The 21,488-nt window shown below is 67.5% G+C and carries 24 protein-coding genes; 11 read left to right on the top strand and 13 right to left on the bottom strand.

Annotation, left to right across the window (positions count from 1 at the left end; translation table 11 throughout):
- Positions 1 to 14: 14 nt before the first annotated feature.
- The 7 genes from rraA to BUA54_RS02895 form a co-directional block, all read right to left on the bottom strand.
- A complete protein-coding gene (gene rraA / locus BUA54_RS02865; RefSeq protein WP_072855672.1) occupies positions 15 to 512 on the bottom strand; it encodes a ribonuclease E activity regulator RraA in 498 nt (165 codons plus the stop codon).
- Positions 509 to 2,017, bottom strand: a complete 1,509-nt coding sequence (locus BUA54_RS02870) for a carboxypeptidase M32 (RefSeq protein WP_072855673.1) — start codon at positions 2,015 to 2,017, stop codon at positions 509 to 511. Before BUA54_RS02870 ends, rraA begins: the two co-directional genes overlap by 4 nt.
- Positions 2,014 to 3,006 (bottom strand): ABC transporter ATP-binding protein, encoded by a 993-nt coding sequence (locus BUA54_RS02875; RefSeq protein ID WP_072855674.1) that lies wholly within the window; start codon positions 3,004 to 3,006, stop codon positions 2,014 to 2,016. The genes BUA54_RS02870 and BUA54_RS02875 overlap by 4 nt, the downstream gene beginning before the upstream one ends.
- Positions 2,999 to 4,003 carry an ABC transporter ATP-binding protein gene (locus tag BUA54_RS02880; protein ID WP_072855675.1) on the bottom strand — a complete coding sequence of 335 codons (1,005 nt, stop codon included), beginning with the start codon at positions 4,001 to 4,003 and terminating at the stop codon, positions 2,999 to 3,001. The genes BUA54_RS02875 and BUA54_RS02880 overlap by 8 nt, the downstream gene beginning before the upstream one ends.
- On the bottom strand, positions 4,000 to 4,830 hold the full coding sequence (locus BUA54_RS02885; protein ID WP_072855676.1) for an ABC transporter permease: 831 nt from the start codon (positions 4,828 to 4,830) through the stop codon (positions 4,000 to 4,002). Before BUA54_RS02885 ends, BUA54_RS02880 begins: the two co-directional genes overlap by 4 nt.
- Positions 4,827 to 5,765, bottom strand: a complete 939-nt coding sequence (locus BUA54_RS02890) for an ABC transporter permease (protein WP_072855677.1) — start codon at positions 5,763 to 5,765, stop codon at positions 4,827 to 4,829. Before BUA54_RS02890 ends, BUA54_RS02885 begins: the two co-directional genes overlap by 4 nt.
- Before the next feature lie 75 nt (positions 5,766 to 5,840).
- Complete coding sequence (locus tag BUA54_RS02895; protein ID WP_072855678.1) at positions 5,841 to 7,421, bottom strand: ABC transporter substrate-binding protein; 1,581 nt, start codon at positions 7,419 to 7,421, stop codon at positions 5,841 to 5,843.
- 178 nt (positions 7,422 to 7,599) lie between these two features.
- Here BUA54_RS02895 and BUA54_RS02900 point away from each other — a divergent pair, with 178 nt between their 5' ends.
- The 11 genes from BUA54_RS02900 to BUA54_RS02950 all read left to right on the top strand — a co-directional run bounded on the left by BUA54_RS02900 (position 7,600) and on the right by BUA54_RS02950 (position 17,003).
- A complete protein-coding gene (locus BUA54_RS02900; RefSeq protein WP_072855679.1) occupies positions 7,600 to 8,568 on the top strand; it encodes a GntR family transcriptional regulator in 969 nt (322 codons plus the stop codon).
- Complete coding sequence (locus BUA54_RS02905) at positions 8,565 to 9,275, top strand: creatininase family protein (protein ID WP_072855680.1); 711 nt, start codon at positions 8,565 to 8,567, stop codon at positions 9,273 to 9,275. The genes BUA54_RS02900 and BUA54_RS02905 overlap by 4 nt, the downstream gene beginning before the upstream one ends.
- Positions 9,272 to 10,291, top strand: a complete 1,020-nt coding sequence (locus BUA54_RS02910) for a ketopantoate reductase family protein (protein ID WP_072855681.1) — start codon at positions 9,272 to 9,274, stop codon at positions 10,289 to 10,291. The genes BUA54_RS02905 and BUA54_RS02910 overlap by 4 nt, the downstream gene beginning before the upstream one ends.
- The gene (locus tag BUA54_RS02915; protein ID WP_072855682.1) at positions 10,288 to 11,022 is read left to right on the top strand and encodes an SDR family NAD(P)-dependent oxidoreductase; all 735 of its coding nucleotides are present in this window, start codon (positions 10,288 to 10,290) and stop codon (positions 11,020 to 11,022) included. Before BUA54_RS02910 ends, BUA54_RS02915 begins: the two co-directional genes overlap by 4 nt.
- Positions 11,019 to 12,401, top strand: a complete 1,383-nt coding sequence (locus tag BUA54_RS02920; protein ID WP_072855683.1) for a M20/M25/M40 family metallo-hydrolase — start codon at positions 11,019 to 11,021, stop codon at positions 12,399 to 12,401. Before BUA54_RS02915 ends, BUA54_RS02920 begins: the two co-directional genes overlap by 4 nt.
- 59 nt (positions 12,402 to 12,460) lie before the next feature.
- Complete coding sequence (dusA, locus tag BUA54_RS02925) at positions 12,461 to 13,468, top strand: tRNA dihydrouridine(20/20a) synthase DusA (RefSeq protein WP_072855684.1); 1,008 nt, start codon at positions 12,461 to 12,463, stop codon at positions 13,466 to 13,468.
- A gap of 10 nt (positions 13,469 to 13,478) precedes the next feature.
- Positions 13,479 to 14,297 (top strand): sulfite exporter TauE/SafE family protein, encoded by an 819-nt coding sequence (locus BUA54_RS02930; protein ID WP_245810547.1) that lies wholly within the window; start codon positions 13,479 to 13,481, stop codon positions 14,295 to 14,297.
- Between the two features lie 143 nt (positions 14,298 to 14,440).
- Positions 14,441 to 14,653 (top strand): twin-arginine translocase TatA/TatE family subunit, encoded by a 213-nt coding sequence (locus BUA54_RS02935; RefSeq protein WP_072855685.1) that lies wholly within the window; start codon positions 14,441 to 14,443, stop codon positions 14,651 to 14,653.
- Between the two features lie 21 nt (positions 14,654 to 14,674).
- Positions 14,675 to 15,289, top strand: a complete 615-nt coding sequence (gene tatB, locus BUA54_RS02940) for a Sec-independent protein translocase protein TatB (RefSeq protein WP_072855686.1) — start codon at positions 14,675 to 14,677, stop codon at positions 15,287 to 15,289.
- Complete coding sequence (tatC, locus tag BUA54_RS02945) at positions 15,286 to 16,164, top strand: twin-arginine translocase subunit TatC (protein WP_072855687.1); 879 nt, start codon at positions 15,286 to 15,288, stop codon at positions 16,162 to 16,164. Before tatB ends, tatC begins: the two co-directional genes overlap by 4 nt.
- The gene (locus BUA54_RS02950) at positions 16,161 to 17,003 is read left to right on the top strand and encodes an ATP-binding protein (protein WP_072855688.1); all 843 of its coding nucleotides are present in this window, start codon (positions 16,161 to 16,163) and stop codon (positions 17,001 to 17,003) included. The genes tatC and BUA54_RS02950 overlap by 4 nt, the downstream gene beginning before the upstream one ends.
- Before the next feature lie 84 nt (positions 17,004 to 17,087).
- On the opposite strand, the gene BUA54_RS02955 is transcribed toward BUA54_RS02950, so the two are convergent.
- The 6 genes from BUA54_RS02955 to arsC form a co-directional block, all read right to left on the bottom strand.
- The gene (locus BUA54_RS02955) at positions 17,088 to 18,329 is read right to left on the bottom strand and encodes a peptidoglycan DD-metalloendopeptidase family protein (protein ID WP_072855689.1); all 1,242 of its coding nucleotides are present in this window, start codon (positions 18,327 to 18,329) and stop codon (positions 17,088 to 17,090) included.
- A 71-nt stretch (positions 18,330 to 18,400) separates the two neighbouring features.
- The gene (locus tag BUA54_RS02960) at positions 18,401 to 19,018 is read right to left on the bottom strand and encodes a protein-L-isoaspartate(D-aspartate) O-methyltransferase (protein WP_072856123.1); all 618 of its coding nucleotides are present in this window, start codon (positions 19,016 to 19,018) and stop codon (positions 18,401 to 18,403) included.
- A gap of 17 nt (positions 19,019 to 19,035) precedes the next feature.
- The gene (gene surE / locus BUA54_RS02965) at positions 19,036 to 19,830 is read right to left on the bottom strand and encodes a 5'/3'-nucleotidase SurE (RefSeq protein ID WP_072855690.1); all 795 of its coding nucleotides are present in this window, start codon (positions 19,828 to 19,830) and stop codon (positions 19,036 to 19,038) included.
- Positions 19,831 to 19,926: 96 nt separating this feature from the next.
- A complete protein-coding gene (locus BUA54_RS02970; protein WP_072855691.1) occupies positions 19,927 to 20,571 on the bottom strand; it encodes an SDR family NAD(P)-dependent oxidoreductase in 645 nt (214 codons plus the stop codon).
- 42 nt (positions 20,572 to 20,613) lie between these two features.
- Positions 20,614 to 20,868, bottom strand: coding sequence for a hypothetical protein (locus BUA54_RS02975; protein WP_072855692.1), 255 nt, complete (start codon positions 20,866 to 20,868; stop codon positions 20,614 to 20,616).
- A gap of 147 nt (positions 20,869 to 21,015) precedes the next feature.
- Positions 21,016 to 21,417: an arsenate reductase (glutaredoxin) gene (gene arsC / locus BUA54_RS02980; RefSeq protein WP_072855693.1), complete on the bottom strand. Its 402-nt coding sequence runs from the start codon at positions 21,415 to 21,417 to the stop codon at positions 21,016 to 21,018.
- Positions 21,418 to 21,488 lie beyond the last annotated feature (71 nt).

A 21,488-nucleotide genomic window follows, 5' to 3' on the forward strand; every position in this document is an offset into this window, starting at 1 on the left:
TGCCCGACCGGTTCCTAGGCGAGGGCGTGCGGGCTGACGATCACCCCGTCGCAGTCCGCATAGATCCAATGGCCCGGCAGGACCGCAGCCCCGCCGAGCGTGAGGGCGGTGCCCGCCTGCGACGGTTGCGGGGTCCAGCCGCGCCGGGGCGTGGCGGACAGGGCCATGACGCCCAGGGGCAGGGCGGCGATGCCACGCGAGTCGCGGATCGCGCCCCGGATCACGACACCGCGCCAGCCGTTCCGCACCCCCCGCTCTGCCAGCCGGTCGCCCATCACGCCCGTGTCCGTGATGCCGCCGGCATCGACGACGAGAACGCGCCCGTCTCCCGCCTGATCCAGTTGCGCCAGCACCGGGGTATGGTCGCGGTGGACCTGCAGCGTCTGGCAGGGCCCGAAGAAGGACCGCAGGCCACCGAAGGCGCGCAGCGGCAAGTCGATGACCGCGACCGTCTCGTGATGCAGGTCGTAAAGGTCGGCGGTGACGATGTCAGGCTGCGGCGGCAGGGTCATGTGGTCAGGTCATCCACCTTGGCGGTCAGGTCCGCGATGTAGGGCGCGGTGTCGAGCCCGCGGTCCGTGGCGCGGATCAGCGTCTCTTCGGGGGTGGAGGAACGGCCATGGGACCAGACGTTCGCGCGCATGTCTTCGAACAGCGGCTTGTAATCGCCGGACGCCAGCCCCTCTGCCACACCGGGTCGCGCCTGTGCTGCGGCGAAGAGCTGCGAGGACATGACGTTGCCCAGCGTGTAGGTCGGGAACGATCCGACGTAGCCGTGGCTCCAGTGCACGTCCTGCAGCACGCCGCGGGTGTCGTCGGGCACGTCGATGTCGAGCGTCTGCTTCATCTTCTCGTTCCAGACGGCGGGCAGGTCCATGGTGTCGATCGCGCCGCTCATCAGGTCGGCCTCGATTTCCGACCGGAGGATGATGTGCATGTCGTAGGTCAGCTCGTCCGCCTCGACCCGGATGAAGTCGGGCCGCACGCGGTTCACGGCGCGCCAGTATTCGTCCTGGGTCACGTCCGACAGCTGCTCGGGGAAATGTGCCTGCAGGTCGTCGTAGTGCAGCGCCCAGAACTGGCGCGACCGGCCGACGCGGTTTTCCCACATGCGCGACTGCGCCTCGTGCATCCCGAAACTGGCACCGCCGACGGCGTAAAGGTTCACAAGGTCGGTAGTAAAGATGCTGCGGGTGTGGTCCGGCGAGACGTTCTGTTCGTACATGCCATGCCCCGCCTCGTGCCAGAGCGCGAATGTGCCACCGGGCAGCCACTCCTCGCGGAAGCGCGAGGTGATGCGCACGTCGCCGCGGGTGAAGGAGATCTCGAACGGATGCGCCGTGTCGTCGAGGCGGCCGCGGTTCAGGTCGTAACCCATCTTCTGCGCCATCTTCAGGCCGAAGGCCTTCTGCTGCGGGATCGGGAAGGCGCGCGTCATGAAATCGTGTCGCGGCTGGGGCGCCGCCGCGGCGCGCTGGATCAGGGGGACAAGCGCCGCCTTCAGTTCGCCGTAGATGGTCTGCAGCCGGGCGTGGGTCATGCCCGGCTCGAACTGGCCGACCATCGCATCATAGGGATGGTCGCCGCCGATGGCTTCCGCGATGCGACGCTGCAGTTTCATCATCTTGTCCAAGGTCGGCGCGTAGGCTGCGAAGTCGTTCGACTGCCGCGCCGCGACCCAGGCGGAATGGGCGCGCGAGGACAGGGCGGCCTTCTCTTGCGTGACTTCGGCGGGGATGCGTTTCAGGATCTCGATCTCGCGGGTGGCCAGCGCCACGGCGCGGGCCTTCAGATCGTCGCCACTGCCCACCTCGTCCTGCGCCGCCTTCAGGGCGTCGGACATCGCATCGGACGTCGCCATCTCGCGCGCCAGCATGGTCAGGGTCGCGACCTGTTCGGCGCGGGCGTCGACGCCGCCCTCCGGCATCATCGTGCGGCTGTCCCAGGCGAGGACGTTCAGCGTGCAGAGCACGTCGTTGATCCGCGCGATGCGGTGTTGGAAGTCGGCGTAATTCATGGAAGCTCCGGATCGGGAAGGTGGCAGGCGGCGACATGGCCGGGCCTGCGGGGGGTCAGTTGCGGCACGTCCGAAACGCAGCGGTCGAAGGCGTGCGGACAGCGGGTGTGAAACAGGCAACCGCTGGGCAGGTTGATCGGGCTCGGCAATTCGCCCTTGGCGGCCACGCGGCGGGTGCGGCGGGTCGGATCGACCTCTGGCGCCGCGGCCAGCAGGGCTTGCGTGTAGGGGTGCTTGGGCGCCTTGAACAGCGTTTCGGTCGGCGCGACCTCCACCACCTTGCCCAGATACATGACCGCCACGCGATGAGAGATGTGGCGCACCAGCCGCAGGTCGTGGGCCACGAAGACGACGGTGAGCGACAGGCGGTCCTGCAGTTCCAGCAGCAGGTTCACGACCTGTGCCTGCACGGAGACGTCGAGGGCCGAGACCAGTTCGTCGGCGACCAGCACCTCCGGCTCTACCGCCAGCGCCCGCGCGATGCCGATCCGCTGGCGTTGGCCGCCGGAAAAAGCGTGCGGCAGGCGGTCGGCGGCGTCCTGCGGCAGGCGCACGAGGTCCAGCAGTTCGGCGATGCGGGCGTCGATTTCGACCTTCGGGCGCATGTTGTGGACCCGCAGCGCCTCTGACAGGATCTGGCGGACGGTCATGCGGGGATTCAGGGACGAATAGGGGTCCTGAAAGATCATCTGGACCTTGGTGTTGAACGCCCGCCGGTCGGCGCCGGACAGGGTCGCGATGTCTGTGCCGTCATAGACCACCCGCCCGCCGTCGCAGTCGTGCAACCGCACGAGGCAGCGGGCGAGGGTGGACTTCCCGCAGCCGCTCTCGCCCACGATGCCCAGCGTCTCGCCCCTTTTCACGTCGAGGCTGACACCATTTAACGCGTGGACGGCCTTGATTGGCGCGCCCTTCACCACGTCCAGCAGCGAGCGACCGAAGGCAAAATCCTTGGAGACATCTTGGGCGGACAGCAGGGTGTCAGACATGGGACAGGGCCTTTTTCACGGGTGACCCGGCGGCGATGACGGCATCGCTGTTGTGACAGGCGGCGCGGTGGCCATCGCCGGTCAGATGCGGCCGGGTCCGGCGGCAGATGTCGGTGGCGAAGTCGCAGCGCGGGTTGAAGGCGCAACCCTGCGGGATCGCGGCCAGACCCGGCGGGGTGCCGTCGATGGACAGCAGCATGCTGCGCTCCGTCCCGGCCTGCGGAATCGAACCGAGCAGCCCGCGGGTATAGGCGTGACGTGGCTGGGCGAAGACCTGCGTCACGTCGCCTTCCTCCACGATGCGGCCCGCGTACATCACGGCCATCCGGTCGCAGGTCGCGGCGACGACGCCAAGGTCGTGTGTGACCAGCACGACGCTCATCGCCAGTTCGTCGCGCAGGTCAAGGATCAGGTTCAGGATCTGGTCCTGGATCGTCACGTCAAGCGCCGTGGTCGGCTCGTCCGCCAGCAGCAGCTTCGGGTCCGAGGCGAGGGCGATGGCGATCATCACCCGCTGGCGCATCCCGCCGGAAAACTGGTGCGGGAACTCGTCGAGGCGACGGGCCGAATCTGGGATGCCGACGAGGTCCATCAGCTCTTTCGCGCGGGCGTTGCGACCTTTGCGGTCCAGCTGCGTATGGGCGCGCAGGTTCTCCTCGATCTGCACGCGGACGGGCAGGACGGGGTTCAGGGCGGTCATCGGTTCCTGAAAGATCATCGAGATCTGGCCGCCGCGCACCGCCCGTAGCTCCGCGTCGGTCATGCGGACGATATCCTTGCCATGCCACGACACGGACCCGCCGACATGGCCGCCTACGGGCAGCAGCCGCAGCAGGGACCGCAGGGTGACGGACTTGCCCGATCCACTCTCGCCCACTAGCCCCAGCACCTCGCCCGGCATGACGTCGAAGCTGACCTCGTTCACCGCGCGCAGGGCAGAGGCCCCTTGCCCGAAGGTCGCGGTCAGGTTGCGAACGGACAGGATCGGTTCGGTCATTTGCGCCCCCGCAGGATTTCCGCCAGCCCGTCGCCCAGCAGCGAGAAGCCGAGGCCGGTCAGCACGATCGCAAAACCGGGAAAGACGGAAATCCACCAGGCTGTCGCCATGAAGTTCTTGCCGTCCGCGATCTGCACGCCCCATTCCGCCGCCGGCGGCTGCGCGCCAAGGCCAAGGTAGCCGAGCGACGATCCCAGCAGGATCGCCAGCGCCATGTCGGTCATCCAGTAGACCACCGCCGGCGTGATCGCGTTGGGCAGCAGGTGGCGGAACACTATGCGGGCATGGGTGTAGCCCATGGCGCGGCCGGCGTCGGCGTAGTCGAGGCGCTTCTGCACCTTGACCTCTGCCGCGATGATGCGGGCGTAGAACACCCAGCCGACCACGCCGATGGCGATATACATGTTGATCAGCCCCGGCCCCAGAACCGACACGATGGCGATGACCAGCACAAGGAAGGGGAAGGTGATGACCGCATCGACGACACGGCCAAAGATGCTCTCGGTCACGCCGCCGACGTAGCCGACGATGGCGCCCACGATGGTGCCGAAGATGAAGGGGAACAGCGTCGCGAACAGCGCGATCTGCATGTCGATGGTATAGGCGTGGATCACCCGGCTCAGCACGTCGCGGCCGAAGTTGTCGGTGCCGAACGGATGCGCGGCGGATGGCGGGGCCAACAGGTTGACGTAGTCCATCGCCAGCGGATCGTAAGGGGCGAAGGCGGACGGGAAGGTCGCCACGATGACAGAGGCGATCAGGATCGCGGCGCCGAAGACGAAGGCGCGCGGCAGGCGGCGCAGGCGCGAGACGGACATCACGGTCATTTCGTCACCCGCGGGTCAAGCCAGGCCTGCAGGATATCTGTCAGCAGGAAGGTGACGGACACCAGCACGGCGAGGGCGATCGTCAGCCCCTGCACGACCGGGTAGTCGCGGCCGTAGATGCTGTCGACCATCAGGCGGCCCGCGCCGGGGACGGCGAAGACCGTCTCGGTGATGACGGCACCGCCCAGAAGGGTGCCGATGGACAGGCCGAACAGCGCGAGCGTCGAGATCAGCGCGTTGCGCAGGATGTGGCGGAACAGGATCAGGTTCGCCCGCAGCCCCTTTGCGCGGGCGAAGGTGACGTATTCGGCGTCCACCACGCCGATGATCGCCGACCGCAGGTTGCGCATGAGGATCGCACTCAGCGACAGGGCCAGCGTCACGGCGGGCAGGAACAGGTGGTAGAGGTGATCGAGGAACCCGTCGCCGTAGCCGCCGACCGGGAACCAGCGCAGCTTGGCCCCGAAGACCGTCAGCAGGATCAGACCGACGTAGAAAACCGGCATCGACAGCCCGACCTGGAACGCGCCGCGGATCGCGCTGTCTTCCAGCCGGTCGCGGCGCAGGGCGGCGACGAAGGCCAGCGGCACGGCCATGACGACGGCGATCACGGCGGCCATGAAGGTCAGCAGCATGGTGATCGGCAGCCGGTCCGCGATCAGCTGGGTCACGGGGATCTTCATCGAGATGGAATTGCCGAGGTTGCCAGTGAAGACCTGCTTGACGAAGGCCACGAACTGCACGGGCAGCGACCGGTCGAGGCCCAGTTCGCGGTTGATCCGTTCCACGTCCGCGTCGAGGGCGCGGTCGCCGAGGACGGCGCTGGCGGGATCGCCGGGCAGCAGCCGCACCAGCACGAAAACCACGATCAGGATGAAGATCAGCGTGGGCACGAGCTGCAGCAGGCGACGGCCAAGGAAAGCGGTCATCGACATCGGTGGGCCTTCGGTGGGGGGAGGGTCAGTCGGTGGAGGAGGCGCGGGGGCGGATGCCGCCTCCGCGTGATCGCGTCATTCTTTCTCGAGGTAGGTCTCGCGGAAGATGTTGTTGCCCAGCGGGATCTGGTTGAAGCCCTTCACGTTGTCCTGCAGTGCGACGGGGTAGGGCGTCTCGTAGAGCAGCACGGTCGGGCCTTCCTGATTGAAGACCTCCTGAATGCGGGCGTATTGCTCGGCGCGCTTGTCGGTATCCAGTTCGGACTGCGATTCCTCGAACAGCTTGTCGACTTCTTCGCTCTTCCAGCCGGAGTGCAGGGCGTCGATGGTCGGCGAGTAGGCAAAGTAGGACGTGATCTGGTTCGGGTCGGCGATGTCGTTGGTCCAGGCCCCGGCGCGCATGTCGAAGGTGCCGTTGCGGTATTGCTCGGTGCGCGTGGCGTTGTCGACCTGCTGGATTTCCAGCGTGATGCCGATCTGGGACCACATCTGCTGCAGCGCCGTGGCGATGCCCAGTTCGTCTTGGTTGCCGGCCAGCGTCAGGATGCTGGCGGTGAAGCCGTCCGGGTAGCCGGATTCAGACATCAGCTGCTTGGCCTTTTCCAGATCATAGGGAAAGACCGGGCCGTCGCCGGTGTGCAGCGGCGTGGTGGACGACATGAACGAGGAGGTCGGCGTGCCCACGCCGAAGGTCACGACCTGGATGATCGCGTCCTTGTTGGCGGCGTAGTTCATCGCCTGCCGCACCTTCACGTCGGACAGCGGGTTCGGCTCTCCGTCCAGCTCGGGGCGCACGTTGATGATGATGTCGGCGACGCGGGTCGAGGGGAAGAGCTCCATGTTGATGTTCGGATCGTCCTGCAGTTCCTTCACCCGGGCGAAGGGGATCAGTTCGGCGCCGTCGAGTTCGCCCGACTGCACGCGCAGGATGCGGGTGGCGTCGTCGGGGATCACCTCGAAGGTCACGCCGTCGAGGTAGGGCAGCTTCTGCCCGTCCGCGCCGTCGGCCCAGTAATGCTCGTTCTTCACCAGCTTCAGGGTCGATCCCCGTTCCCAGCTGTCGAAGACGAAGGGGCCGGAGCCGACGGGTTTCTCGGCGAAGGCGGTGGCCTTCTCGAGATCCGTCTCGCCGGGCATGGCTTCGAAAGCGGCCTTGGGCATGATCGCCGCGTTGAACACCGACAGGGCGGGCAGGATCGCAGGGTCGGGCTGCGCCAGCTTGATCTCGATCGTCTTGTCGTCGGGTGCCGTCACCTCTGACACGGCGGCCAGCAGGAAGTTCCAGATGCCGTTGTCGGGGTTGCGGGCGCGGTCGAGCGACCAGATCACATCCTCGGTCGTGATCGGCGTGCCGTCAGAGAACATGATCCCGTCGCGCATCGTCAGCGTGACGGTCAGGCCATCGTCGGAGACGTTCCAGTCGGTCGCCAGACCCGCCTGCACCGACTGGCCGTCGTCGGTCGGCAGCAGCAGGGTGTCGTACATGTTCGACAGGATCCAGATGTCGACGTTTGCGTCGTTCAGCACCGGATCAAGGAACATCGAATCGGCGTAGCGGCCGTATGTCATCACGCCGCCGCGCTCTTGCGCCTGCACCAGTGACGTCGTCGACAGCAGCACGGCGGCCGTGGTCGCGATCAATGAAAGTCGGGTCATGTGTCATCCCTCTGCTGTTGATGGAGTGTTATATTTTGAAAGAGCCTTTCACCAAGTCCGTACCAAGTCAACGATACAATTTTCGAAAATATGCTGGGCAAAGTGCAGATCGTGCTGCAATATGAGGCAGATATCGCGATAACCGTAATAATTATATAGAACACTTGTCGGACAGGTCATGGACGTAGAGATAGACCGGAAGAGTTCGGTATCCGCCCGCCAGCAGATCCGGGCGACCATCGTCGCGCAGATCGCGTCCGGCGCCCTGCGCGCCGGAGAGCCCCTGCCGTCGGTGCGCGATCTGGCTGACCGGTCGGGTCTTGCCCCGATGACGGTCACACGTGTCTATGCGGACCTCAAGCAGGGCGGGCTGATCGAGGCGCGGGCCGGTGCGGGCACCTTCGTCGCCGAAAGTGCGCTGACGCGACTTGGCGCCGGCGGCGCGGCGGCGGGGATCTGGCAGGCCATCGACGACCTGGTGGCCGATGCGACGCGGCGGGGGATCAGCGTCGGCGATCTGCTGTCGCTCGTCGCATCCCGCGACCGGGCCGCGACGCAGGGTGCCACGGTCGTCATGGTCGGCCTTTTCGTGGCGGCGACCCGCAGCTATGCGACACGGGTATCGGCCCAGACCGGCGTGCCCGTCACCGCTGTGGCGCTGCTGGACGAAGACCCCTCTGACACGGACCTTGCGGCGCGGCTGTCGGACGCGGACCTGATCCTGACCTTCGACAATCTGCACCCCAGGCTGGCGGCGCTGGCGCCGCAGGCGCGAATCGTGTCCCTGCGCTTCATCCCGGCAGAGGCGACGCGCCTCGCCCTTGCCGCGCTCGACCCGCTGGCGCGGGTCGTGGCCGTGTCCCGGTTTGACGACTTCCTGCCGGTGCTGACCGCCGGGATGCGCCGATTCGCGGCCCATGTGCCGTCGATCACCGCCCGCGTGATGGGGGATGACGACCTGCCGGACCTGCTGGCGCAGGCCGACGTCGTCGTCATGTCCACCGGGGCGGAGCACGCCGGCGACGGCGCGCCCCCGGGTGCCACGCTGATCGAATACCGCCACGTGCCCGATCCCGGCGATATCGACCGACAGGTCGTGCCGCTGCTCGGTCACCTCCCTCCCTCTGCGCGAAAGGAAGCGTCTTGAAAATCTCCGACATGAGTTGGCAACAGGTCGAGGACTACCTGAAGTCCGACGACCTTTGCGTCCTGCCGCTGGGCAGCACCGAACAGCACGCGGGCCTGTCCCTGTCCGTCGATTCGATCCTGGCCGAAAAGATGGCACTGGACGCGGCGGAACCGCTGGGCATCCCGGTCTTTCCAGTTCTGGCCTACGGCGTCACGCCCTATTTCATGGCCTATCCCGGCACCATCAGCCTGCGGGTGGAAACCTATGTCGCCATCGTGCGCGACATCCTCGACGGGCTGTATCATCAGGGGTTTCGCCGCATCGTCATCGTGAACGGCCATGGCGGCAATGCGCCCGCCGGATCGCTGGCGATCGAATGGATGGCCGACCATCCCGGCACCTCGGTCAAGTTCCACAACTGGTGGAACGCGCCGCAGACCTTTGCCAAGGTGCAGGAGATCGACCCGGTGGCGAGCCATGCGTCCTGGATGGAGAATTTTGCCTGGACCCGGTTGCCGCGCGACCTGCCGACGCAGGCGAAGCCGATGACCGACCTGACCGCGATGCGTGCGATGGACCCGGAACAGACCCGCGCCCTGCTGGGCGACGGAAACTTCGGCGGCCACTACCAGCGTGACGACGCCGAGATGCAGGCGCTGTGGGACACGGGCGTGGCCGAGACGCGGGCCCTGATGGAAGGCCCGTGGCCCAAGGTGACCCGGTGACATCCCCGATCCTGATCTGGGGCACCGGTGCCATCGGCGCGTCACTGGGCGCCGCGTTCCAGCGCGCCGGCGAGGCTGTGCACTTTGTCGACACCGATGCCGCGCATGTGGCGGCGATGAACGATACGGGTCTGACCATCGACGGACCGGTCCATCCGGAGCATCTGGCGGTCACCGCGATGCTGCCTGCCGACCTGAGGGGCACCTACGACCGCATCTTCCTGTGCGTTAAGGCCCTGCATACCGCGGGTGCGGTGCGGTCCCTCGCACCGCATCTGGCGCACGACGGTTACGTCGTCTCGGCGCAGAACGGGCTGAACGAGGTCGAGATCGCGCAGGTCGTGGGTGCGGACCGGACCGTCGGCTGCTTCGTCAACTTCGGCGCGGACTATCTGTCGCCGGGTGTCGTGCATTATTCCGGACGTGGCGCCGTGGTGGTGGGAGAGCTGGACGGCACCGAAACGGCCCGCATCCGCGACCTGCACGCCCTGATGCTGCAGTTCGACGACCGCGCGGTGCTGACCGACAACATCTGGGGCTATCTTTGGGGCAAGATGACCTATGGCGCCTTGCTGTTCGGGACCGCGCTGACGGACGATTCCATCGTCGACGTGCTGGACGGCGCCGATTGCCGCGCCGTGCTGACGGCACTCGGGCAAGAGACGGGCGCCGTCACCGCGTCGCAGGGCGTGACGCCGGTCGGCTTCAACGGCTTCGATCCCGAAGCCTTTACCCCCGGCGCGCCGCAGACTGCGCTCGACCGGACGTTCGACGAGATGGTGGCTCATAACCGCACCTCGACCAAGACGCACTCCGGCATCTGGCGCGACCTTGCCGTGCGCAAGCGCAAGACCGAATGCGAGGCGCAGCTGGGCCCCATCGTGGCGACGGGCCGCGCCAACGGGGTGCCGACGCCGCTGACGGAACGGCTGATGGCGATGATCGCCCAGATCGAGCGCGGCGAGCGACCGCTGGCGCGCGGAAACCTGAATGAACTGGCAGAGGTCATGGCATGAAGATCGCTTTCGACGGGCGGACCGTCATCGTCACGGGCGCCGCACAGGGGATCGGGCGGGCCATCGCGCTGGCCTTCGCCGACCTCGGCGCACAGGTCCACGCGGTGGACGTGGACGAAGCTGGTCTTGCGCAGACCGCGCGGGACGGCATCACCCCCCACACCCTCGACATCGGCGACCGGGACGCGGTGCAGGCGCTGATTCCCGGCCTTGACGCCGACGTGCTGGTGAACTGCGCCGGTGGCGTCCGCGGCCAGGTCGGCCGCCCGATCGAGGAGATTTCCGCCGCCGACTGGCAGACGATCTTTGACGTCAATCTGTCGGGCACCTTCTTCATGGCGCAGGCCGTGGCGCCGGGCATGAAGGCCAAGGGCAGGGGGCGGATCGTCAACATCTCCTCCGGCGCCGGGCGCACGATTAGTCTGACCGGCATTCAGGCCTATGCCAGCGCCAAGGCAGGCCAGATCGGCCTCACGCGGCAGCTGGGGCATGAGCTCGGCCAGTTCGGCATTACCGTGAACTGCGTCGCCCCCGGCTTCGTGAGGTCGAACCCCACGACGGAGCGGCAGTGGGAGGCGATGGGCGAGGCGGGGCAGAAGGCCCTGCTGAACAACATCGCGATGCGGACCCTGGGCCGCCCGGAGGATATCGCCAACGCGGTGCTGTTCTTCGCCTCGGACCATGCGGGCTGGATCACCGGCGAAACCCTTGGCGTGGATGGCGGCAAATGACCCGTGCTGTCGAAGACTGGCTGGCCGCGCGGGACGCGGACACGATCGAAACTCTCAAGGATTTCTGCCGCATCCCCAGCGTCAGCACCGACCCGGCCTACAATGGCGATGTGCGCAGGGCCGCGCAATTCGTCGTGGATCGCCTGACAGAGGCCGGGATGCCGGTGGTCGAGACGGTCGAGACCGATGGTCACCCCTGCATCTTCGCCGAATGGATCGTGGACCCGGCGACGCCCACGATCCTGATCTACGGGCACTACGACGTGCAGCCGCCCGATCCGCTGGACAAGTGGCAGACGCCGCCGTTCGAACCCGATATCCGCGACGACCGCCTCTATGCCCGCGGCGCTTCGGACGACAAGGGGTCGCTGCTGATTCCGCTGGTCGTCGCCCGCGCCTATGCGCAGGTGCACGGCGCGCCGCCACTGAACCTGAAGTTCCTGATCGAGGGCGAGGAGGAAAGCGGATCGCCTCATTTCGCGCCGACCGTGGCGGCGATGAAGGACCGGCTGACCTGCGACCTCGTCGTCTCTGCCGACGGTGCGATGTGGCGCGCCGACCTGCCGTCGATCACCGTCGCCAGCCGCGGCATGCTGGCGCTGGAGGCGACGGTGACGGGGGCGGCCAAAGACCTGCATTCGGGTCGCCACGGCGGGTCCGCGCCGAACCCGGTGCGCGCACTGGCCCGGATGATGGCCAGCCTGCACGATGACGACGGGTTGGTCGCGGTCCCGGGGTTCGCCGACGCCGCGACAGCCCCCGATCCCGCGATCACCGACGCGATCAACGATGTGGCCTTTGATGTGGGTGGCTATTTCGACGGCATCGGCGCACCGCGCCCCGATCCGCTGCCCGACAGCGCCACACTGCTGACGCGGCAGTGGCTGGTCCCGACGCTGGAATTCAACGGCATCTCTGGCGGCTATGCCGGCAAGGGCACCAAGACCGTCATTCCGTCCGAGGCTTCGGTCAAGATCACCTGCCGCCTCGTCGCCGGGCAAGACCCGGATGCGGTCTGCGAAGCGATCCGCGCCCATCTGGCCGCCGTCCTGCCGACGGGATACGCCATGGACCTGCATCGCCACGGTCCGGGCTCTCGGGCCTTCGCGCTGGACCCGGACCTGCCCGGGCTGCGGGTGGCCGAGGGTATTTTGGAGGAGCTGCTGGGCGCACGGCCCTTGCGGGTCGCCATGGGGGCCACGATTCCCATCGGGTCCGTCTTCGACGAACACCTTGGCGCGGGCCTCGTGTTCTTTTCCTTCTCGACCGCCGACGAGGATTACCACGCACCCAACGAGTTCTATCGCCTGTCATCCCTGCGCACGGGCCAGATCGCCTGGGCGCGGTTGTTCGACCGGCTGGGGGGCGGGCCGTCCTGAGGGTGGTGACCTTGGTGGCGACCGGTGCTAGAAGGCGGCCCTCGACAAAGGGATCGCACATGCCGATGAGACCAACGCCCCTTCCGCCCGCCGCCGCAGCCCGCCTGTCCGTCGCCCCGATGATGGACTGGACCGACCGGCACTGCCGCCACCTGCACCGGCTGATGTCGCGGCATACGCTGCTGTATACGGAAATGGTGACCGCCGCGGCGGTGGTGCATGGCGATCGGGCGCGCCTGCTGGCCTATGGCGAGGCGGAGCATCCCGTGGCGCTGCAACTGGGCGGATCGGACCCGGCGCTGCTGGCAGAGGCGACGCGGATCGCCTGCGACATGGGCTATGACGAGGTCAACCTGAATTGCGGCTGCCCCTCTGACCGGGTGCAGTCGGGACGCTTCGGCGCGATCCTGATGACCGAGCCGGATCTTGTCGCCGCCTGCGTCGCCGCGATGCGTGATGCCGCCACCGTGCCGGTGACGGTAAAATGCCGCATCGGCGTCGACGATCAGGACCCGGCCACCGTCCTGCCGGACTTTCTGCAGCGTGTGTCAGCTGCCGGGGTCGACCGCTTCACCATCCACGCCCGCAAGGCGTGGCTGCAGGGGCTCAGCCCGAAGGAAAACCGCGATATCCCGCCGCTCGACTACGACCTCGTCCACGCGATGAAGGCACGGTTCCCCGATCTGCACCTGTCGATCAACGGCGGGGTCGACAGTCTCGACGCGGTGCAGGCGCATCTGGCGGCCGGACTGGGCGGGGTGATGGTCGGGCGCGCCGCCTACCACGATCCTGCCGCGATCCTGCTCGACGCGGATGCCCGGATCTTCGGCGACGGCGCGCCGGGCGACGCGATCGCCGTCGTGCACGCCATGCTGCCCTATATCGACGATCACATCGCGCAGGGCGGGCGTCTGGGGCAGGTGACACGGCACATGCTGGGCCTGTTTCAGGGCCGGCCGGGCGCCCGGATGTGGCGGCGCCACCTGTCGGAGCATGCGCACAAGGATGGTGCAGGCTGCGCCGTGGTGCTAGACGCGCTGGGCCACGTGACCGAACTGGCGGCCTGAGGGACATATCTTGGAAAACATGACGTTGCTGTTGTCGATGGGGGCCCTTCTGCTGGCCATCGGTGCCTTTGCCGGTGTGCTTGCGGGACTGCTGGGCGTGGGAGGCGGAATCATCCTCGTCCCCGCGTTCTTCTATGCCTTCAGCGCGCTGGGCTTCGGCAGCCCGCAGCTGATGCAGATGTGCCTCGCCACCTCACTGGCGACGATCATCGTCACCAGCCTGCGGTCGCTGAATGCCCATAACAAGAAGGGCGCCGTCGACTGGACGATCCTGCGCACCTGGGCGCCGGGCATCGTGATCGGCGCGATCGTCGGCGTCTTCCTCGTGGCGAGTTTGCGCACCCTGTCGCTGCAGCTGATCTTTGGCGGGCTGGCCATCGCCATCGGCCTGTGGATGACGTTTGGCAGCAACAGCTGGCGCATCGCGCAGGCGATGCCGACCGGCCTGGCCCGCGCGGCACTGTCACCGCTGCTTGGCTTTCTGTCGGTCCTGATGGGCATCGGCGGGGGGTCCTTCGGCGTGCCGGTGATGAGCCTTTACAACACCCCGATCCACCGGGCGGTGGCGACCGCCGCCGGCTTCGGCGTGCTGATCGCCGTGCCTTCGGTCATCGTGCTGCTGTTTAAGGACGTCGCCGTGGCGCCGCCCTTTACCGTGGGATCGGTGAACTTCGTGGCCTTCGGCCTTGTCGTCGCCATGACGCTGATCACCGCACCCTGGGGTGCCGCGCTGGCGCACAGGACCGATGCCAACCGGCTGAAGCGGGTGTTCGGCGTGTTTCTGGTGCTGGTGGCGCTGAACATGCTGCGCAAGGCGGTCGGCTGGTAGGGCCGGCACTGGCAGACAGACGCGCATCACCCACGGTCAGTTGACCACTTGCCGCTTTTCATCAAGGGTCTGCGCGCGTATGTGAGGGGTGCCTCAATCACCCCCGCGTCGCGGACACGGGATTCCGCCATAGGAGAGATGACATGCTGAATAACATCGGGCTTCCGGGCCTTCTTCTGATTGCCGTCGTGGTCCTCGTCCTGTTCGGACGCGGCAAGATCTCGTCCCTGATGGGCGAAGTCGGCAAGGGCATCACCGCCTTCAAGCGCGGCGTCGACGACGGCAAGAAAGAGCTCGACGACAGCTTTGCCGACGCCCGCGACGTCACGCCAGACGCGAAAAAAGACAACGTCTAAACACCGGCCGGGGGTGCCCATATGTTCGGCCTAGGCTGGAGCGAGATGATCCTTATCGGGATCGTGGCCCTGATCGTGATCGGGCCGAAGGACCTGCCGAACATGTTCCGGGAACTGGGGCGCATGAGCGGCAAGGCCCGTGCCATGGCGTCCGAATTCCAGAGGGCCATGGAATCCGCCGCCGACGACAGCGGCATGAAGGACATCAGCAAGTCGATCCAGGCCGCCGCGAACCCCGCGAAATTCGGCACCGACAAGCTGAAGTCCGCGGCCGGCATGACCCACAAGCCCGGGTCCGAAACCGCCAAGCTGTCCGAGGAACGTCAGGCCGCCAAGGACAAGATCGCCGCCGCCACCGCCCGCGCCGCGGAGGAGCGGCGCGCCCGCGAACTGGCCGCCGCCGATGCGGCCGAGATGTCGGAAGAGCCGGAACCCGTCGAAAGCCCCCGCGCCGCCGCCGTGACCGCGGCGGTGGAGGCGGCCCCCGCAACGCAGGCCGAGGCGCCGACGCCGGTCGCGAAAGCCAAGCCAAAAGCGAAGGCGGTGCCCAAGGCCAAGCCGGCGGCGGCCACGTCAAAGACGACGGCCAAGCCCGCGAAACCACGCGCGAAAAAGACTCCGGCAGGTGACGCATGACGACCGCTGACGACCTCGAGGACAGCGCCGCGCCCCTGATCGAACATCTGGCAGAGCTGCGCTCGCGCCTGATCCGTTCGCTTCTGGCATTCGTCGTCGGCATGGTGATCTGCTTCACCGTCTGGAATCCGATCTTCGATTTCCTGACCCGCCCGCTCTGCACCGCCCTCGACGCCGAGGGGCAGGACTGCGGGTTGATCTTCATCGCGCTGGAGGAAGGCTTCTTCGTCGCGATCCAGATTTCGCTACTGGGCGGGCTCTGCCTGTCGTTTCCTTACATCGGCTACCAGATGTGGCGCTTTGTGGCGCCGGGCCTTTACAAGTCCGAAAAGGGCGCCTTCCTGCCGTTCCTGATCGCCTCGCCCTTCATGTTCTTCCTCGGCGCGGCCTTCGCCTACTACGTGATCACGCCGCTGGCCTTCAATTTCTTCCTCGGCTTCCAGCAGGGCGGTGTCCTGACGGACGGTCCCGACGTCACCACCCAGGCCGCCGGGCTGCTGTTCCAGGGCTCGGCCAAGGCCTACCTGAACCTGACGATCAAGTTCATCGTGGCCTTCGGGTTGTGCTTCCAGCTACCCGTCTTGCTGACCCTGATGGGCAAGGCCGGTCTGGTCAGCGCCGCCGGCCTGCGCAACACGCGCAAGTATGCGGTCGTCGGCATCCTGATCATGGCCGCCGTCGCCACCCCGCCGGATGTGGTCAGCCAGGTCATCCTCTTCACGGTGATCTACGGTCTCTACGAGATCTCGATCCAGCTTGTCGCCCGGATCGAGCGGATCCGCCTTGCGGACCTGCGGGCCGAGGGGATCGTGGGTGAGGACGAGGACGAGTTCGGCAACCCGCTGCACCCGGTGGACGAGGACGAAAAACCTTGACGGATCCCCTTCAACGGATCGCCGCGGCCCTGGAACGGCTGCGGCCGGGCCCTGCCGCAGCCCCCGACTTCGACGCGGCCGGGGCCTTCGTCTGGCACGCCGACCCGGATCGCCTCGATCCCGTGACACGCGTGTCCCGCATCGATGTTGGTCTTCTGGTCGGGATCGACCGGTCGCGCGACACGTTGATGGCCAATACCGAACGCTTCGCCCGCGGGCTGCCCGCGAACAACGCCTTGCTCTGGGGTGCGCGGGGCATGGGGAAATCAAGTCTCGTCAAGGCGATCCACGGGAAACTTCACGCAGAATACCCGCACCTCAAGATCATCGAGATCCAGCGCGAGGACCTGCCCAGCATCGGCCGCCTCCTGCACCTGCTCCGGCACGCGTCACAGCGTTTCGTCCTGTTCTGTGACGACCTGTCGTTCAGTCACGACGACAGCCACTACAAGTCGCTGAAGGCGGTGCTGGACGGCGGCATCGAGGGGCGGCCCGAAAACGTGATCCTCTACGCCACGTCGAACCGACGGCACCTGATGCCGCGCGACATGATCGAGAACGAGCGCGCCACCGCCATCACGCCCGGCGAGGCGGTAGAGGAAAAGGTGAGCCTGTCGGACCGCTTCGGCCTGTGGCTGGGGTTCCATCCCTGCGATCAGGATCAGTATCTTGCGATGATCCGCGGCTACGTCGACGCGCATGGCATCGAGATCGACGACGCTACCCTGCGGGCCGAGGCGATCGAGTGGCAGGCCACCCGTGGCAGCCGTTCGGGCCGGGTCGCATGGCAGTATTTCACCGATCTCGCCGGCAGGCGGGGCGTGAGACCCCAGCCCTAGTGCGCATTGCTGGCCCGATCCATCCCGACCGCGCCAGTCCTCGCTTTTTTCCAAATACTCCCCGCGGAGCGTCCGGCGCCGATCCTACAGAAAATCGTTCGGATCGACGGATTCCAGTCCGCGCCGCACCTCGAAGTGGACGAAGCTCGGGCTGCCCGCCTTCACCTTGCCCAGCGTGCCGCCGCGCGAGACGGAATCGCCCTTCGACACGCTCAGCCCCTCGAGGTTGGTGTAGACCGTCAGCAGCCCGCCCGCGTGCTTGACCACGACGATCGCCGTGCCGCTGGTGTCTGTGGTGACCGCGGCCACGGTCCCCGCATCGGCGGCCTTGACGGCCGTCCCCGCGGGTGCGCCGATGTCGATGCCCTCGTTCTTGCCGGGGGCGTAGTCGCGGATGACGCTGCCGGCGACGGGGCGCACGAACTGCCCGTCATCGGCCGGCGCAGGCGCCGGCGTCGGTGTGGCGGCGGCTGCGGGTTCGGGTGTCGGCGCCGGTGTCGCGGCGCGCGGCGGGGCGGCGTCCAGTACGGGCGCCGGCGGCACCGCGGCGACGGGCAACGGGGCAGAGGGGTTTTCCGAGGGCAGGGGTGCTGCGGCCGAGGGCGGCACCGGCGATCCGCTGCCCTGTCCAGGTGCCACGAGCGGCCCGCCGGTGGGGTCCGCCGGACGGTCGTTCTGCGGGATCAGCAGGTATTGTCCGTCGCGCACCTCGAGATTCCCGCTCAACCCGTTCCACGACGCCAGCGTCTCGACCGGCACGTTGTAAAGCCGGCTGATCGAGAAGGCCGTCTCGCCCGGCTGGACCTTGTGCCGGATCGGCTCGGCGCCGGTGACGCCCCCCGCCGGGATCGGGGCCAGACCACCCTGCAAGGGGGGGGTGCTGGCCGCTCGGTCCAGCGCCGTTGTGGCGATGGCACTGACATCCACCGGCTGGATCGGCCCGGTGCTGACCGCGCCGGTCGCGGGCGACGGCTCTGCCACGCGGCCGGGCAGGGCCACGACCTCGCCCTGCTGCAGGGCCTTGTCGGTGGGCGCGCCGTTGAAGCTTGCCAGCGCCGCGGCGTCGAGCCCCAGCCGCCCGGCGATGCTGCCGATGGTGTCGCCACGCCGCGCCACGACCACCTGATAGCCGGGGTAGGAGATGATGCCGCGATCATCCGGCTGCGGCCGGTCCGGCAGATTGGCCACCGCGGGCGAGGTGTCGAAACCGCCCGCCTGGTCGCGCAGGTCGAGGTCCGGCAGGCCGCCGGCACACCCGGCCAGAAGGGCCGCGACAGAGGCGGTCAGCGCCAGACGGCGCGCTGCGGTGATCGTGGTCGAACTCATGGCTCTGGTCCTGTCATGGCTATGCCGCGCGTCGGGCGAGAGTGCCCCGTCAAGAGGGCGTCGCCCCGGTTCTAGTCCTGACCGATCCCCTCGATCAAGGGCACAAACCGGACCGGGCGCAATTCCTCGTAGTCAAAGCCTTTTTCAAGCCGTGTAACGCGGATCAGGCTTTGCACCGTGTCGGACTGTCCGACCGGCAGCACCATGATCCCGCCGGTGCGCAGCTGCGCCAGCAGCGGCCCCGGAGGGTCCTCTGCCGCGGCGGTCAGCAGGATGCGGTCGAAGGGCGCCTGTTCGGCAAGGCCGAAGCTGCCGTCGGCGGTGATCGCGGTGATATTGGCGATACCCATCGCGTCGAACACGCCCTGCGCCTCCGTCACCAGCCGCTTGAAGCGGTCGATGGTGTAGACCCGCCGCGCCAGCTGGCTGAGGATCGCCGCCTGATAGCCAGACCCGGTGCCGATCTCCAGCACCTTGTGGCGCGGCTGGACATCCAGCGCCTGCGTCATCAGGCCGACGACGGACGGCTGGCTGATGGTCTGGCCGCAGGCGATGGGCAGGGGCGTATCCTCGTAGGCGCGTTCGGCGAAGAGGCCGCGCAGGAACGCGGCCCGGTCGATCCGTTCCATGGCGGTCAGCACGCGGGCGTTGGTGACGCCCTTGCTGCGCAGGGCAAACAGGAATTGCATCTTGGTCTGTGCGTCCGTCACCCGCCCTGACACCCGAACCGGTCCGACAACCTGTCGAAGGCATCATGCGCCGTCAGGTCGCAGCGCAGCGGGGTGACCGAAACATAGTCGTCAAGGTTCGCCGCCGCATCCGTCCCCTCCGCCGTGCGGGTCTGCTGGTCACCGCCGCGCACCCACAGGAACCTGCGGCCAGAAGGCGCCACCTGCGCCTCGACCCGGTGATGCACGCCGCGCCGCAGGCCCTGCTTCGTCAGGCGCATGCCACGCACCTCTGCCGCCGGCACCGGCGGGAAGTTCACGTTGTAGAACAGCGGGTAGTCGTCGCCGTCCCAGTACGTGTCGTCCATCAGGCGGCGCAGCACCGCGGCGCCGGCAGAAGCGGCCTCGAAGGGATCCGCCAGCCGCGCGTTACGGGGACCGTAGAACTGCGACAGGGCGATCGACCGATAGCCCTGCAGCGCGCCTTCCATCGCGGCGCCGATAGTGCCCGAGTAGAGCACGTTCTCGGCCGCGTTGTTGCCGCGGTTCACGCCGGACAGGATCAGATCAGGCGGCGCATCCGCCATAACATCGTAGATCCCGGCCAGCACGCAGTCCGCAGGCGTGCCTTCGGCGGCAAAGCGGCGCGGGCCGAATTCCGAGATCATCGTGGGATGGGTGTAGCTGATGCAGTGTCCCACTCCCGACTGTTCGAAGGCGGGGGCGACGGTCCAGACCTCTCCTTCCGGCCCGGCGAGGTCGCGGGCAAGGGCGTCAAGTACGACAAGGCCCGGGGCATTGATGCCGTCGTCATTGGTGATGAGGATGCGCATGAAGGTCCCGGTTGGTCTGGTCGTGGCAGGCTAGGACAGGGGGCGCGGATCGGCAAGATGCGGTCACGCTTTCCGCGGCATTGTGGCTTTGGGGAATCAGCCCCGGATGGCGTCCAGCAGGCGCAGGGCCTCGTCCTCGGGTGGGGTCAGGGCGGACCGGTCCTCTCCGGGAAAGAAGCGCGCGCGCAAGGCGGTGGGCATCGGCGCCGGAGCGACGAGCGTGACCCGCGGCCCGGTGCGGGCGGTCTCTGCCTGCCACGACCGCACGAGGGCGAGCTGCGCTGCCTTGGTGGCACCGTAGGTGCCGTAGAACTTCTGCCCCACCACGTCGTCATCGCAGAAGACCGCATGCCCCGCAGTGCCCAGCAAGGGCGCCACATAGGACATCAGCCGCTGCGTCGCCGTCACGTTGACATCCAGCGATGATGCGAAATCCTTCGGCGCGATGTGGCTGGCCGGGGCCAGTGGTCCCGCGTGGATCGCCGTATGCACCCAAAGGTCGAGACGCCCCCAGCGGTCGTGGATGCCGCGGCATAGCTGCTGCATGGCGGCATCGACGGTCACGTCCATCGGGGCGAGCGTCGCCTGTCCGCCCTTCGCCTGTATCGCGTCGTCAAGCTCTTCCAGCGCCCCCACGGTGCGTGCGACGGCGACGATGTGAAACGCGGGCGCCAGCGCCTTGGCGATGGCCGCGCCGAACCCGCGCGAGGCGCCGGTGATAAGGGCAATCCTGTCAGTCATGGCAGCGTCTTTGCCCCAGGGGGCCGGCGCTGTCCAGTGGCATCAGGCGGCGTCTGGCAGTGTCAGCTCGTATGTCCGCCCGCGATGGTCGCGCAGTTGGACCTGACGGTCGGTGATCGCGAGGATCGTCAAGCCGGCCACACGATCTCCGGCGGCGATCTTGTGGATTTCGCCCTTGCCGGTGCGGATCAGGGCGGTGTCGCCCTGCGGCCCGGTGAAAAGGCCGATCACGGTGATCGCGTCAAGCTGCAGTTTCGTGGTGCTCTGCGCCATCTGGCCTACGGTCTTGGCAGTCATGTCGTCATGTCCCATCAGGTTCGCCGGGGACATGCGACAGGAGCGGGGGGATGAAAAGGGCAGGCGGGCCGGGCACCGGTCAGGCCGCAGGATCCTGCCGGTCCAGTGCCGCCGGACGGCCGGAACCAGCCGATCCGGTCCCGCGGTCTAGCCGAACAGCGGCGATCCGTCTTCCTTGCGCAGCGGCCCGGTCGGCTGGCGTTCCAGCAGCGGCAGCACCGCCTCGGACGGGCGGCACAGGGCCACGCCCCTTGGCGTGCAGACGATGGGTCGGTTCACGAGGATCGGATGCGCCACCATCGCCTCCAGCAGCGCGTCCTCGCTGATGGCGGGATCGGTCAGGCCCATCTCCTCGGCCGGGGACTTCGACACGCGCAGGGCATCGCGCGCGGTGAGTCCCGCCACGGCGAAAAGCGCCAACAGTTGCGGCCTTGTCCAGCCCGCCGTCAGGTAGTCCACCACGACCGGCTCCGTCCCGGTCGCGCGAATCGCCGCCAGGACGTTGCGGGACGTGCCGCAGTCAGGATTGTGAAAAATGACCGTCGCCATGGTCCCAGCCTTCTTCTCGTCGAAAATACCTCGGGGGGACGGCGCAGCCGGGGGGGCTGGCCCCCCGCCGA

This window comes from Loktanella atrilutea (assembly GCF_900128995.1).
GTDB classification, from domain to species: Bacteria; Pseudomonadota; Alphaproteobacteria; order Rhodobacterales; family Rhodobacteraceae; genus Loktanella; species Loktanella atrilutea.